The sequence below is a fragment of the Velocimicrobium porci genome (assembly GCF_009696045.1).
In the GTDB taxonomy this organism is placed as follows: Bacteria; Bacillota; Clostridia; order Lachnospirales; family Lachnospiraceae; genus Velocimicrobium; species Velocimicrobium porci.
The window spans coordinates 1-13,267 of record NZ_VUMT01000040.1; the positions used below are offsets into that span (position 1 = coordinate 1).

At 34.9% G+C, this 13,267-nt stretch carries 12 protein-coding genes and 1 other RNA gene; 11 read left to right on the forward strand and 2 right to left on the reverse strand.

Features of this window, described 5'->3' with window-relative positions; all coding sequences use genetic code 11:
* The first annotated feature begins 295 nt into the window (after positions 1–295).
* From FYJ58_RS14000 to FYJ58_RS14040, 9 genes are all read left to right on the forward strand, one after another.
* Positions 296–1,999, forward strand: a complete 1,704-nt coding sequence (locus tag FYJ58_RS14000) for a sensor histidine kinase (RefSeq protein ID WP_154520304.1) — start codon at positions 296–298, stop codon at positions 1,997–1,999.
* Position 2,000: 1 nt separating this feature from the next.
* A complete protein-coding gene (locus tag FYJ58_RS14005) occupies positions 2,001–3,530 on the forward strand; it encodes a response regulator (RefSeq protein ID WP_154520305.1) in 1,530 nt (509 codons plus the stop codon).
* A 102-nt stretch (positions 3,531–3,632) separates the two neighbouring features.
* Positions 3,633–4,580, forward strand: a complete 948-nt coding sequence (locus tag FYJ58_RS14010; protein ID WP_328597864.1) for an ABC transporter permease — start codon at positions 3,633–3,635, stop codon at positions 4,578–4,580.
* 11 nt (positions 4,581–4,591) lie between these two features.
* Positions 4,592–5,551 carry a carbohydrate ABC transporter permease gene (locus tag FYJ58_RS14015; RefSeq protein WP_154520306.1) on the forward strand — a complete coding sequence of 320 codons (960 nt, stop codon included), beginning with the start codon at positions 4,592–4,594 and terminating at the stop codon, positions 5,549–5,551.
* Between the two features lie 89 nt (positions 5,552–5,640).
* Entirely contained in the window at positions 5,641–7,149 is a 1,509-nt protein-coding gene (locus tag FYJ58_RS14020; RefSeq protein WP_154520307.1) for an ABC transporter substrate-binding protein, read from the forward strand.
* 161 nt (positions 7,150–7,310) lie between these two features.
* A complete protein-coding gene (locus FYJ58_RS14025) occupies positions 7,311–8,195 on the forward strand; it encodes an ROK family protein (protein WP_154520308.1) in 885 nt (294 codons plus the stop codon).
* Positions 8,196–8,714, forward strand: a complete 519-nt coding sequence (locus FYJ58_RS14030) for a cob(I)yrinic acid a,c-diamide adenosyltransferase (protein WP_154520309.1) — start codon at positions 8,196–8,198, stop codon at positions 8,712–8,714. It begins immediately after the preceding gene.
* Between the two features lie 55 nt (positions 8,715–8,769).
* Complete coding sequence (locus FYJ58_RS14035; RefSeq protein ID WP_154520310.1) at positions 8,770–9,585, forward strand: DUF6128 domain-containing protein; 816 nt, start codon at positions 8,770–8,772, stop codon at positions 9,583–9,585.
* Between the two features lie 11 nt (positions 9,586–9,596).
* Positions 9,597–10,661, forward strand: coding sequence for a GGDEF domain-containing protein (locus FYJ58_RS14040; RefSeq protein ID WP_154520311.1), 1,065 nt, complete (start codon positions 9,597–9,599; stop codon positions 10,659–10,661).
* A 37-nt stretch (positions 10,662–10,698) separates the two neighbouring features.
* On the opposite strand, the gene FYJ58_RS14045 is transcribed toward FYJ58_RS14040, so the two are convergent.
* The gene (locus FYJ58_RS14045) at positions 10,699–11,250 is read right to left on the reverse strand and encodes a GNAT family N-acetyltransferase (RefSeq protein WP_154520312.1); all 552 of its coding nucleotides are present in this window, start codon (positions 11,248–11,250) and stop codon (positions 10,699–10,701) included.
* A 52-nt stretch (positions 11,251–11,302) separates the two neighbouring features.
* Positions 11,303–11,998 (reverse strand): anaerobic ribonucleoside-triphosphate reductase activating protein, encoded by a 696-nt coding sequence (locus FYJ58_RS14050; RefSeq protein ID WP_154520313.1) that lies wholly within the window; start codon positions 11,996–11,998, stop codon positions 11,303–11,305.
* A 65-nt stretch (positions 11,999–12,063) separates the two neighbouring features.
* Here FYJ58_RS14050 and tadA point away from each other — a divergent pair, with 65 nt between their 5' ends.
* The gene (gene tadA, locus FYJ58_RS14055; protein WP_235912664.1) at positions 12,064–12,573 is read left to right on the forward strand and encodes a tRNA adenosine(34) deaminase TadA; all 510 of its coding nucleotides are present in this window, start codon (positions 12,064–12,066) and stop codon (positions 12,571–12,573) included.
* Positions 12,574–12,653: 80 nt separating this feature from the next.
* Positions 12,654–12,915: signal recognition particle sRNA large type (gene ffs, locus FYJ58_RS14060), an RNA gene on the forward strand.
* Positions 12,916–13,267 lie beyond the last annotated feature (352 nt).

Below are 13,267 nucleotides of genomic sequence, written 5' to 3' on the forward strand. Positions count from 1 at the left end.
CACCTAATGAGTATGAAAAGAAATATTGGATAAAATTAAGACACTTGGAAATAAATGCGGCATAAGACAGAATATTGAGGTGAAAAGTTCACGTTTAACTTGTACTTTTTCTTGACATAGGACCAATTCACAGAGTTCTATTTGAAAATATGTGAAAACTAAAGAACCGCCGTGTACGGAACCGTACGCACGGTGGTGTGGGAGGACGGTAAATAAAATAATTATTTACCTCCTACCCGATTAAAGTGCTATTTCAAAAAATATGTGGTATAGTAGATAGAAGAAGGAGCGGGGAATGGATAAACTAAAAGTATATAAAAAATTAATTATAACTTATACTATGGTAATCCTTTGGATTGTACTTATATTAGAGGGATATTTTATTATGAGTATTCGCAGGGAGAGAAGAAAACGGGACTTGGAATATAATCAGTCAATGTGCCAAAATGCAGCGGATTATGTTGAGGAAATCGCAACTGTAGCTTCGGATGTTCAGTATGGGTTGTATCAGAATAAAACGCAGATTCAAGATGTCGTCTGGTTTTTAACTTTGGATTTGGAAGGGTATTTTCGTAAAAAGTTTGAAGCGTATGCAAAGGATAACGGTGTTGTCTATCAGGGAATTGATTATTTTGCAAAGGATGCTTTTCGTTATAGCAAAAATATGACGGATATTACATTTGTAAGTCTGGCATCAAATAAAATATGCACTTATTATCCAAATGGAGATATGAAAACAGATGTTTATGGGTATGATGCTAATTTGGATAAGGGTGTAAGTATTCAAATTAGAAATGACAGTATAATATTTTTAAAAGAGATTTGTGACCCGAATACGTTTCAAAAAGTTGGAATTTTAAAAATTTCTTTTAATAGCAAAGGATTTTCTGAGCTGGAAGGTAATTATGGACGGTCTGCATTGATGGTCTATGCAGATAATGGTGATATTGCTTACTGTAAAGAAAATGAAGAGTGGGTAAAACAATTTAAAAAAATTGGTGAAAATTCGGTTTTAGAGAAAAAATATCATATTTATATTGACAGAGTCAGAACAAGAGAGTTAAATATTGTGGCTTATGTAAAAAAAGGACAGACTGGAAAGATACCAATCGTTGTATGGATTATGCTTTTATTTATGGGAATTGGACTGTTTTCCGTTGGCATGTATTTTGTAAACCGAAAGATTAGACATCTTTCGAACCGGCTTGAGTTAATTTTAAATGGAATGGAGCGTGTAATGGAAGGGGATTTAACTGTGCGGTTAGCAGTTAAAAAAGAAGATGAACTGGACATTATTGCAGATAATTTTAACATTATGTGTGAAAATTTAGACTCGTATATTCAGAAAAGTTATCTTGCGGAAATTGAACAAAAAAATGCAGAGATGAATGTATTACAAAGTCAGATTAATCCACATTTTCTCTATAATACATTAGAAGCAATCCGAATGAAAGCAATCTGTAATGGAGATAAAGAAGTTGGAAAGATGCTTTATGGACTTGCGGTTGTATTTCGAAGTCAGGTAAAAGATGAAAATGTTGTCAATGTTGCAAGAGAACTTTATTATTGTAAAAAATATTTAGAACTGTTTGAATTTCGTTATCAAAATAAATTTCAATTTATGATTGATTGTCCGGAGCAGTATGCGGTTATTCCGGTAATAAAGTTTATTGTACAGCCAATCGTGGAAAATTATTTTGCACATGGAATTCGTTTGCAGGAAGAGGACAATTATTTAGAGATAAAGGTAAGACAAGAAGAAAATAACAAAACGCTTCGGATTGAAGTAAGGGACAATGGGATTGGTATGACGGAAGAGCAGATTAATGCAAAAAATACAGAGCTAAGGGGAAAAGTAAGTAGAACAGGTTCAATTGGGATTTTAAATGTTCACAGAAGAATTGTTGCAGCATATGGTGATGATTATGGGGTTGACTTAAAGAAGAATGGAGAGCAGGGGCTTTTAGTAACTTTGAGAATTCCAATACAGGAAGGATGAAATGAGGATGTATAAAGTATTGCTTGCAGAAGATGAAGAATGGATTTTACAAGGGATAAAAAATATTATTGACTGGGAGGAAATGGAACTTTCCGTTATTCATATGGTGCATGACGGGGAGGAGGCAATAAAGTGTCTGGAAAAAGAGTCGGTTGATATTATTGTAACAGACATTAACATGCCGGGAATGGACGGACTTACAATGCTAAAGCGGATAAGAGAGAGGGATGAACGGGTTCGTTTTATTATTTTAAGTGGTTACGATGACTTCCAGTATGCTCAGACAGCAATTCAATTAGATGTAGAAGGATACATATTGAAGCCCATTAATGAAGATGAATTAAAGGCAGTGTTACTGAAAGCGATAAAAGAATTACAGGAAAATGATCAAAAGTCGTATGAATATTTAGAGGAGAATCAAGGTCTATATCACTATTTGAAAGATGAAATGAAAGAACGACAGGATTTTTTTAGTGAGTATGGAATCCGCATGGAGCATGCTTACGGAACAGCTGCGCATATTAAAATAAAACAGAAAAATTTAAAAGAAGATACGCTGACCAATTTGTTAGCTTTTTTAGAGAATGAATATAAGGGGGTTAAACTTCATCCATTTTGCTTTACACAGGACGAAATTTTTCTATTTATTTTTTTGGATTTTGACGACCCTGATTTAATAACTTCGTTTTTTGCAACACTGCAAAATGAAATTGAGGCAAAGTTTGAGGTGTTTACGTTTTTTACAATTAGCCGGACATTTACCGATCTTGAAGGAATTCGGGCAGCTTACAAAGAAACGAAAAAGTTACAGCGTTATCTTATTATTGAAGGTTATGGTACGATTATCAGTCATAAGACAATTGATGGGAGAACATCAAAAGGAATTACAGTGAACAACGAAATGCTTCGAAAAATGATATTGTCGAAGCGAAAGGAAGAAGTAATTCATTATATTGATGAATTGTTTATTAATACAGTGGAAGAAGGTATGGTAACAACGGATGTTGTTTATCGGCTTGCGATTAAGCTTGCAATGGCACTACAGGATGTAATTGATGAATTTAAGCTGGAGGAAAAAGGACAGATTAAGAATCTGACAGAATTGGTTGACGAGCTTTATAAGGCTGAGGATTTGTCAGTTATTAAGAGCATGTTTCTGGTAGAAACAATTGAAATTATAGAGTGCCTTCATCTTGAGGATTCCCATTATACACCGGTCGTGCGTCAAATTATAAATGATATTGAGAAAAATTATAAGGATGATATGAATCTTAAAACACTGTCTTATAAATACAATATGAATGCTTCTTATCTTGGTCAGATTTTTCAAAAAGAAGTAGGGTGTTCCTTTTCTCAATATCTGAGCAGAACAAAAAACAGTAAGGCAAGAGAGTTGATTTTAAATACAAATATGAAAATCAACGATATTGCAAAGGAAGTGGGGTATCCTGATACGAGTTATTTTTACCGCAAATTTAAGCAATGTTATGGAACTTCACCTGCTTCTTTAAGAGAAATGAAAAAGTGGTAAAAAGTATCTGAAGTATGTTCAGTAAAACTAAAAGTTTTCAACTATAAGCCCTCCTTCAGAAGTGATATAGTTAAATGGAAAGAAAAGAAGGAGGGCAAAGAAGTGAAGGAAAACAATCGTAAAAAAGGGCGGACGTTAAGCAGGTTGAAGGCAAATAAAGAACTCCTGCTTATTAGTCTTCCCGGAGCAATTTGGTTTATATTGTTTGCATATTTACCAATGTTTGGAATTGTCGTTGCATTTAAAAATTTTCGTCTTTCAGGAGGCTTTATTCAAAGCTTAATTGAGAGTGAATGGTGTGGTTTTAAAAATTTTAAATTCTTATTTTATAGTGGTGATATGTGGATTGTATTCCGCAATACGATTTGCTATAATCTTGTGTTTATTGTGCTTGGTATTGTGCTTCCGATTTTGGTAGCATTGATGTTAAATGAGATTAAGGGGAGAGGACTTGCAAAATTTTATCAAAGTTCCATGTTTCTTCCATATTTTTTATCTTGGGTCGTAGTAAGCTATTTTCTATTCGCTTTTTTAAATCCGGAAAAAGGTTATATTAATACTGTTCTTCAAAGTTTTGGAAAGGATGCTGTTTCATGGTATTCGGAAAAAAAATATTGGCCGTTTATTATTTTATTTATGAGTCAGTGGAAAGGAATCGGCTATAATACGGTCGTTTATTTAGCATCAATTTGTGGAATTGATAAAACTTATTATGAGGCAGCTGTACTGGATGGGGCTTCAAAGTTCCAACAAATTAAATACATTACAATTCCTCTATTAAAACCAGTTATTACAATTTTATTTATTTTATCTGTTGGTCGTATCTTTAGTGCCGATTTCGGATTGTTCTATCAGCTTCCAAAGGATTCCGGTGCATTATATGATTATACAAATGTCTTAGACACTTATGTGTATCGTGCACTTATGACATCCGGTGAACTTGGTATGAGTTCGGCAGCGTCACTATTTCAGTCAACGGTAGGATTTATTTTAATTATAACTGCGAATAAAATTGTTTCTAAGATTGACAGTGACAACGCATTATTCTAAGGAGGTGTATTATGTTCGAGAAAAGAAATCAAAAAAAAGAAGAAAAACGATTAAGAAAGTTAGAACTTCAGGAAAATAAGTTTAATAGGATAAAGCCATCAACAAATGTTATTTTTAATGTAATATTAGCTGTTTTAGCTGCAATCTGTATTATTCCGTTTGTTTTTGTGCTAATTATTTCACTTACCGACGAGCAGGCACTGGTTATGAATGGCTATCGTTTTATACCTGAAAAGTTAAGTTTACATGCGTATCAGTATATATTAAGTTCCGGAGCTAAAATATTAAAAAGTTACGGAGTGACAATTACGGTTACTGTTCTTGGCACAATTATCGGGTTGCTTTTAACAGGTACATATGCCTATGCATTATCAAGAAAGACATTTGCGTATCGCAAATTTTTTACAAAATTAATCGCTATACCAATGCTGTTTAGTGGTGGAATGGTTGCAAGTTATCTTGTTATTTCCCAATTTTTAAAACTAAGAAATAGCATATGGGTATTAATTCTTCCAATTGCATTAAATTCTTTTAATATTATTGTATTGCGGACATTTTTCTCAACTTCAATTCCAGATGCAGTTGTAGAGTCCGCAAAGATTGATGGGGCATCGGAATGGCGTTTGTTTTTTCAGATTGTTATTCCAATGGCACTACCCGGAATTGCAACAATTGGACTATTTTTAACATTGGGATATTGGAATGACTGGTTTAATGCAATGCTTTATATGGATGGAGATGCGATTATTCCGCTGCAGTATTTGCTGATTAAGATTGAAACAAATCTGGAATTTATTGTTAATAACACTGCACAGCTTGGTGTAAGTGGAGTTGCAGTTGCCCAGACAATGCCAAAGGAAACGATTAAGATGGCAATTGTTGTTATCTCTACTGTCCCTATTATTTTTGCATATCCATTTTTCCAGCAGTATTTTGTAAATGGTTTGACAATTGGAGCTGTAAAAGAATAATAAGTGAAGTGAATCTGAAAAAAATACACTAGGAAAAATAGATGTTTTTCCAGTAAAATAGAAGTATCAAATTTAGGGAGGTTTATGAAATGAAACATTGGAAAAAGTTTGCAGCACTTGGTCTTTCTGTTATTTTGGCAACTACTTCTTTTACAGGATGTGGAAACAAATCAACAGAAGCAGACAGTAAAAACAAAGAGGACGAAGTAGTTGAACTTACATGGTATCAAATTGGGGATTCACAGCAAGATATGGATAAGGTCCTTGAAAAAGTGAATGAGTACACAAAGGAGAAGATTGGTGCTACTGTTAAGGTTAATCAGATCGGCTGGGGGGACTATAACCAGAAAATGCAGGTACTGATTAACACAGGAGAGGTATTTGATTTAGCATTTACATGCTCATGGGCAAATGATTATCTTCAAAATGCGCAGAAAGGAGCATTTCTTGCGTTAGATGACCTTCTTCCAAAGTACGGAAAAGAGATGTTAGATTCGATTGATAAGCGTTTTTGGGATGCAGCTAAAGTGAACGGAAAAACGTATGGTGTTCCAAGTGAAAAAGAAATCGGAAGTATGCCTATGTGGGTATTTACGAAAGAATATGTAGACAAATATAATATTCCATATGAAGAGATTAAAAGTTTGGAAGATTTAGAACCATACTTAAAAGTTATCAAAGAAAATGAACCGGATGTAGTTCCATTGTATCTGACAAAGGATTTTACTGCTCCAACTTATATGGATAAGATTCAAGACCCAATTGGAATTGAATATGATTGTAATCCAGATAAATTAGTTGTAAAGAATGTATTTGAAACAGATAAAATGAAATCTACATTAAAGACATTAAGAGATTACTATAAAAAAGGATATATAAATAAAGATGCAGCAACAGCAACCTCTGACAAGTCTGTAAAACGTTTTGTAACAAAAGGTGATGGACAGCCTTATGCAGAATTAATCTGGGGCAAGGATTTAGGATATGAGGTAGTAGCAACACCAATTATGGAAACAAAAGTTACAAATGCTTCTGCACGTGGTGCGTTGACAGCAGTTTCCAGAACTTCAGAACATCCGGAAAAAGCAGTTGAATTTTTGAATCTTGTTAATACAGATGAATATTTAAGAAATCTTTTAAATTATGGTATTGAAGGCGAACATTATACGAAAGTAGAAGTTTCAGAAGATGAAAAGAAAGAAGCAGAAGGAAAACCTTATGTTTATGATTGCAAGATTAAATTAGATCCAGAAAAGAAAAATAATTATTCTGTTCCTTACTGGGTACAGGGTGGATTATTTAATACTTATGTTACTGAAGAAGAACCACTTGATAAATGGGCAGAGTTTAAAGAGTTCAATGATAAATCAGAGTTAGCTCCAACATTCGGATTTGATTTCAATACAGAACCAGTATCAACACAGTTAGCCGGTTTTAGAGGTGTTTTAGATGAGTTTGGTGCATCCCTTTATACAGGAAGTGTAGAACCAGATGAAGTATTACCAAAATTATTGGATAAATTGAAAGCAACCGGCGTTCAGGATGTTATTGATGAAATGCAAAAACAGATTGATGAGTGGCAGGCAGGTAAAAATTAAGTATAATAAAAAACAATAAAAGAGAGTGTGTTGCAAAATGTAACTTACTAAGTCCGTTTTGCAGCACCTTTTTTATACATTGTTTTGCAGTGAAAATATGTATATAATAAAAATAAATAATTGCAGTTATAAATGAATGGAAAGGTAAAAGGTGAAGAAATATGTTATTTGGTGCATTGGAAGCAGGGGGAACAAAAATGGTATGTGCAGTGGGAAGAGCGGATGGAACAATTATTGACCAGATATCGATTCCTACTAGAACACCGGAAGAAACAATTCCTGAAATTATTGCTTATTTTAAGAGAAAAGATATAAAAGCACTTGGGATAGGTGCATTTGGACCTGTTAACGTAAATAAAGGAACAAAACAGTATGGATATATTTTGGATACACCAAAATTGGCATGGAAATATTTTGATTTATTGGGAACAATACAAAAAGAACTCAATATTCCAATTGGTCTTGATACAGATGTAAATGGTTCCTGCCTTGGTGAATTAACATTTGGCAGTGCAAAAGGGCTTAACAATGTTGTGTATATTACAATCGGAACAGGTGTAGGTGTCGGGATTGCAGTAAATGGAAAGTTAGTTCATGGCATGCTTCATCCGGAAGCCGGACATATATTACTTAGAAAAGAAGAGCAGGATGATTTTGAGGGTAATTGTCCTTATCATAAGTGTTGTCTGGAAGGGTTAGCTGCCGGACCGGCTATTGAACGACGTTATGGAAAAAAAGCAGTGGAATTGAAAGACAAGAAAGAGGTCTGGGAACTGGAGAGTGATTATATTGCGCAGGCAATTATGACTTATATACTTACGGTTTCTCCACAGCGGATTATTTTAGGCGGTGGGGTCATGCACCAGGAGCAATTGTTTTCTCTAATCCGAAAAAAGGTATTAAATTTGCTTGCAGGATATATAAAAACACCAGAATTAGAATCAATGGATACATATATTGTTCCATCTGTATTAAATGATAATCAGGGAATTATGGGCTGTATTCAACTTGCAGTAGAAGAATTGAAAGAATTGGGGAAATTATAAATGAAAGGATTTATTCATATTTATTGTGGTGATGGAAAGGGAAAGACGACAGCAGCAGTTGGTCTTGCAGTAAGAGCATCTGCCGATGGAAAAAAAATATTATTTAGTCAATTTTTAAAAGATGGTACTTCAGGGGAGTTAACCAGGTTGAAACAAATAGAAGAAATTACTGTTTTGCCGGAAGAGCAGACGTTTGGTTTTACTTTTTCAATGACAGAGGAAGAGTTCGAACAGGCAGAAGCTTATTATAACCAGAAACTTTGCAAAATAATTTCAATTGCAAAGAATTATGACATGGTTATTTTAGATGAATTTATGGCGGCGTATAATAAGAAGTTGATTGATAATAAAATAGCCATTCAGTTTTTAAAAGAAAAGCCGGAAGCACTGGAGATTGTTTTAACCGGACGTAATCCTGATCAGTCATTATTGAAAATGGCGGATTATGTAACAGAGATGAAAAAAATAAAGCATCCATTCGACAGCGGAATTTCTGCAAGAAAGGGAATTGAGTATTAATTGGCATATTTTTTAAAATTTTTGCATAGATTAGTGAAAAAAAGGAGTATGTCAATTGTCCAGATATAAGCGCTTTGTTTCATATATGTATCGATACGTGCGTGGAGAAAAGAGGGATAATACAGGATATGCCCGAATTGAAAATTATGAGAATGACATTAAAATTACAATTCATTTAAAAGATGTAACGAATCAGAGAAAAGAGGCAAAAGTATACTTATTTCATCGGGAGAAAAATAAGCTGGAAGGGATTTATTTAGACAAGATAACATTTGAGAATGGAATAGGGGAGCTTCAAATAATCACAAAAAGTAAAAATGTAGTAAAATCTTCCTATGAATTTTCTGATATTAGTGGTATAATGGTTTACATGACGTCGGAACGCTTTTGGGCGACCGAATGGGATGGAGGTCAGCCAATCGATATTAGTCAGTTCTGTTTTGAAAAATCAGAAAATGAATTAGAGGATGAATCGACGGAGGATCTTGTTTTTGCGGCCAATGTAGAAGAGACCGATATTCAGAAGACCGAGAGGCAATTTCTTTCATTTGCAAAGATATATCCCTTTGTAGAGGAAGATGTGGAATGTGTAGGGGTGAAACCAAATAATTTAAGTGATATTCATGAGGAATGGAGAAAATGGGAAGAAAATGACTTTCTTCTCCATGGTTATAATCGTTTCCGCCATATTATAGTTGGAAGGAAACCAAAAGAAAAAGGATATGAGTATTTTTTGGGGATACCGGGAATTTACATAAATCAGGAAGAACGGATTGCAAATTCTTATGGTTTTGCTCAGTTTGTACCTGAAAATAAGGAGAATGCCCAGTATGGAGATTTTGGATATTGGTGTACCAATGTAACTGTTTAGGAGGGAGTTAGTTGGAGACACTAAAGAAGGTTGTGGGATATATATGTAAGGATAGATTGCGGGTTACAATTTTATTTTTTCTATGTATGCATATATTCTACAGTGTAGCATTTTTAATTGCAGATGTGGATGCGGGGAATACAATTCACATGGTTGCAGCATTTATATATGTTGTATTACTTGTTCAGTTAAAGGATGGAGAAGATAAACTTAGGATTTTTACTGAACTATTGGTACAAATTATTGTATTTACGATTGCGGCTACATATATACTTGGCTGGGATGCCGGTTATGGAATGTTTTTATTAATCATGATACCTGGAATGTTTTTCATTGGATGTGATATTGAACGGCCAGAATGGTATAATGGTGTAGCATCAGTAAGTTTGTTACTTTCATTTTGGCTTTTAATTCGTATATCCGATTGGTTTGTTTCCGAGGCTGCGTTGCAGTGGAGTGACTATAAGCATCGGTGTTATGTAACAAATGCTTTTTTGGCTTCGTTACTTTTACTATGTTTTGGGGTTGCATTTGAGATGGAAATACGAAGAATTGAAGTTAATTTGAAAGACAAAAATCTGATGCTAATCCAGATGGCAAGTCATGATGCTTTGACAAACTTGTTTAATCGAAGAATTATGAATGATTTATTACAAAAGGCCGGAAATGTGAAAAGAGAATATGGAAGAGATTATTCCGTTTGTATTTGTGACATTGATGATTTTAAGAAAATTAATGATACATATGGTCACGATTGTGGAGATTATGTATTGAAAGAAGTAGCAAGACTGCTTGTAGAGAACAGCAAAACAGATCAGGTGGCAAGATGGGGAGGAGAAGAATTCCTTATTTTGTTAAGAGATATGACAGCCGCTGATTCATTTAGTGTTATTAATGATGTTCGAAGGGCAATCAGCGAACATTGTTATGAGTATTCAGGACAGAAGATTAAAGTTACAATGACGTTTGGAATGAGTCATTCCAAATATATGAATGGAAAAGAAAACATGATATTGCAGGCGGATTCCCGTTTATACGAAGGAAAACAATCAGGTAAAAATTGTGTAAAAGCATAGAAACATAGTCGTATAAAAGCAGAATGATATGCACGGATTAAATTGAGTTAATTCGTGCATATTTAATGTGGTCTCTCCATTTATTTTCGAGGAATGCAAAATCACGGGCAATTCCTTCCTGCTGAAAATTAAGCCGTTCCATTAGACGGATGGATGGATAATTAGTGGGAAGCACGGTTGATTCAATGCGATGAAGACCATATTCACCAAAAATAATATTGTCAATGCAGTAGTTTAATGCTTCTGTCATATATCCTTGGTTACAAAATGAAAAGTCCATTTTATATCCGAGGTTACAGCTCTGAAAAGAGCCTTTTTTTATGTTTGAAAAAGAGATTGATCCTATGATATGACAGGGGTCAATTGGTTCAAATAGAAACAAACGGATATAGCGAAAATTGATAAATTCTTTTAATTCGTAACATAGTGTAGCTTCTTGAAAAGGTATCGTATAAAAATTTGGAACACGTTGGGGTTCAAATGGTTCAAAAAAGTTTTGATTTCTTTTGTAAAAATTACATACTTCAGTGGCCCATTCCGGACCTAAGACACGGATAATTAACCGGTCAGTATTATGTATCAGGTTCATAGGTCTGTTCTCCTTTTCTTCTCAGCAGGGCTTTAAAAAGTGACAAAATTTTTTAGAGTCCTCTAATGGCAACTTGGGTGATATATTGAGAAAGAATTTTCTGAAATTGTGAAATAGTATCTTTTGTATGAGCCGAAAGGTTAGGACATAGGATATCACCTGAATCTTCAAACGATTGCAGATAGTAAAGGGAACTTCCACTTAACCATATTCCAATTTCCTGAATATCCTGTTTGGTATGCAGCTCTTTCACAATTGTTGTACGGAATTCATAAGGAATGGAACCGGACCGAATTAGTTTGACCGACTTTTCTATCTTGCCAGTATCAAATCCTGGAATTCCAATCGTACTGCCATATTTTGATAAGGAATTTTTTATATCCATTGCAATGTAGTCAATAAGTTGGTTTTTTATTAAAAATTGGAGTAGTTCAGGGTGATTCCCATTTGTATCCAATTTGACTTTTAATCCTAATTGCTTAATTTTTTCAATAAAAACCGGAAGTTCTGCCTGCAGAGATGGTTCGCCTCCTGTAATGCAGACGCCTTCTAGAATAGAGCTACGCTTCTTCAAATAGGAAAGTATGTCTTCATCACTGACGGAAGTATTGTCAGCTCGCTCAGGCAAGACAAGAGAGCTGTTATGGCAAAATGGGCAACGAAAATCACAGCCGCGAAAAAAAATGGTAGCTGCAAGATGATGAGGATAATCAAGAAGCGTTGTTTTATTAAATCCTGCAATATTCATATTGCTACCTCCTAGTCTTCGTGATAGTATAACTATAACACATGAAAAAGGAGACAGCAAATAAAATGGAGGAAATGATAAATCAGACGATAGAAGCAAAGCCAGATACTTTTTATATGAAGGAAGCAATAAGACAAGCAAAAAAAGCTTATAAAATAAAGGAAGTGCCGATTGGATGTGTTATTGTACAGGGGGATAAAATTATTGCCAGAGGATATAATAAACGGAACACAAAGAAGAATACACTGGCACATGCAGAATTACTGGCAATCAATAAAGCAAGCAAAGCAATCGGAGACTGGAGATTGGAAGATTGTACGATGTATATTACATTAGAACCTTGTCAGATGTGTGCAGGAGCGATTGTTCAGTCAAGGATGAAGCGGGTTGTGATTGGAAGTATGAACCCAAAAGCAGGGTGTGCAGGGTCAATCATAAATTTGCTGGAAATGAAAGAGTTTAACCATCAGGTTGAATTGGAAATCGGAGTTTTGGAAAAAGAGTGTACAGAACTGCTACAACAATTTTTTAGAGAACTGAGAGAAGAAAAGAAACAGAAAAAAATCACCCCTTGACAGAAGTTTAAAAAACGGATATACTTAAGCGTGCGATGTATAGATAAATATAGATTTGTAATTATATAGTCATAAGATTTCCGTGCAGCCGGGGAGTTAGCGGTGTCCTGTACCTGCAATCCGCTACAGCAGGGGTGATGTTTTGCCGAGGGCTTGTTTCTGTGGAGCTGCCCTATATAAGTGGCGTTGACGTTTGGGTCTTACGCAACAGGAATCCATGAACCGTGTCAGGTCAGGAATGAAGCAGCACTAAGTGGAAGCTCTTGTGTGCCGTAAGGGTGCCTGAGCCGAGTTAACTGTATAGGTAACGTTCATTGGGCAAGTTCGAAGCAAGACGCACGGAGTTTAATATAAAAATTAATTAAGACTGATAGAAAAGCAAGGACTACTTTAAGGGTAGCTTCTTGCTTTATTTTTTTACTTTACAGGAAACTTCGGCTCCTATAAAGCAAAAACGCTCTGCGAGGATGTGCACAGATGCGAAAGGAGTATTGTTGCAAAAAGCATGCAACACGCATCTGGCATGCAAAGTGGAGCAAGTCCCTCATGAGTGAGGGATAGAGGGAATTGAGGTGGACTTGTCCACTTTGTTCCTTTATAGGAAAGTTCGACTTTCGTTAAACGCTTGGATGAAAATAGCCCGCACAAAGGCGGGCATGGGAAATAGACGACACTGTTTAGAAGATATAAAAAC

Bases quoted from the DNA above. Each gene is read 5' to 3' on its own strand.
- FYJ58_RS14030 (WP_154520309.1), top strand. From the start codon at position 8,196: ATGAAAGGATTTATTCATATTTATTGTGGTGATGGAAAGGGAAAGACG.
- FYJ58_RS14000 (WP_154520304.1), top strand. From the start codon at position 296: ATGGATAAACTAAAAGTATATAAAAAATTAATTATAACTTATACTATG.
- FYJ58_RS14050 (WP_154520313.1), bottom strand. From the start codon at position 11,998: ATGAATATTGCAGGATTTAATAAAACAACGCTTCTTGATTATCCTCAT.
- FYJ58_RS14020 (WP_154520307.1), top strand. From the start codon at position 5,641: ATGAAACATTGGAAAAAGTTTGCAGCACTTGGTCTTTCTGTTATTTTG.
- FYJ58_RS14025 (WP_154520308.1), top strand. From the start codon at position 7,311: ATGTTATTTGGTGCATTGGAAGCAGGGGGAACAAAAATGGTATGTGCA.
- FYJ58_RS14045 (WP_154520312.1), bottom strand. From the start codon at position 11,250: ATGAACCTGATACATAATACTGACCGGTTAATTATCCGTGTCTTAGGT.
- FYJ58_RS14015 (WP_154520306.1), top strand. From the start codon at position 4,592: ATGTTCGAGAAAAGAAATCAAAAAAAAGAAGAAAAACGATTAAGAAAG.
- tadA (WP_235912664.1), top strand. From the start codon at position 12,064: ATGGAGGAAATGATAAATCAGACGATAGAAGCAAAGCCAGATACTTTT.
- FYJ58_RS14005 (WP_154520305.1), top strand. From the start codon at position 2,001: ATGAGGATGTATAAAGTATTGCTTGCAGAAGATGAAGAATGGATTTTA.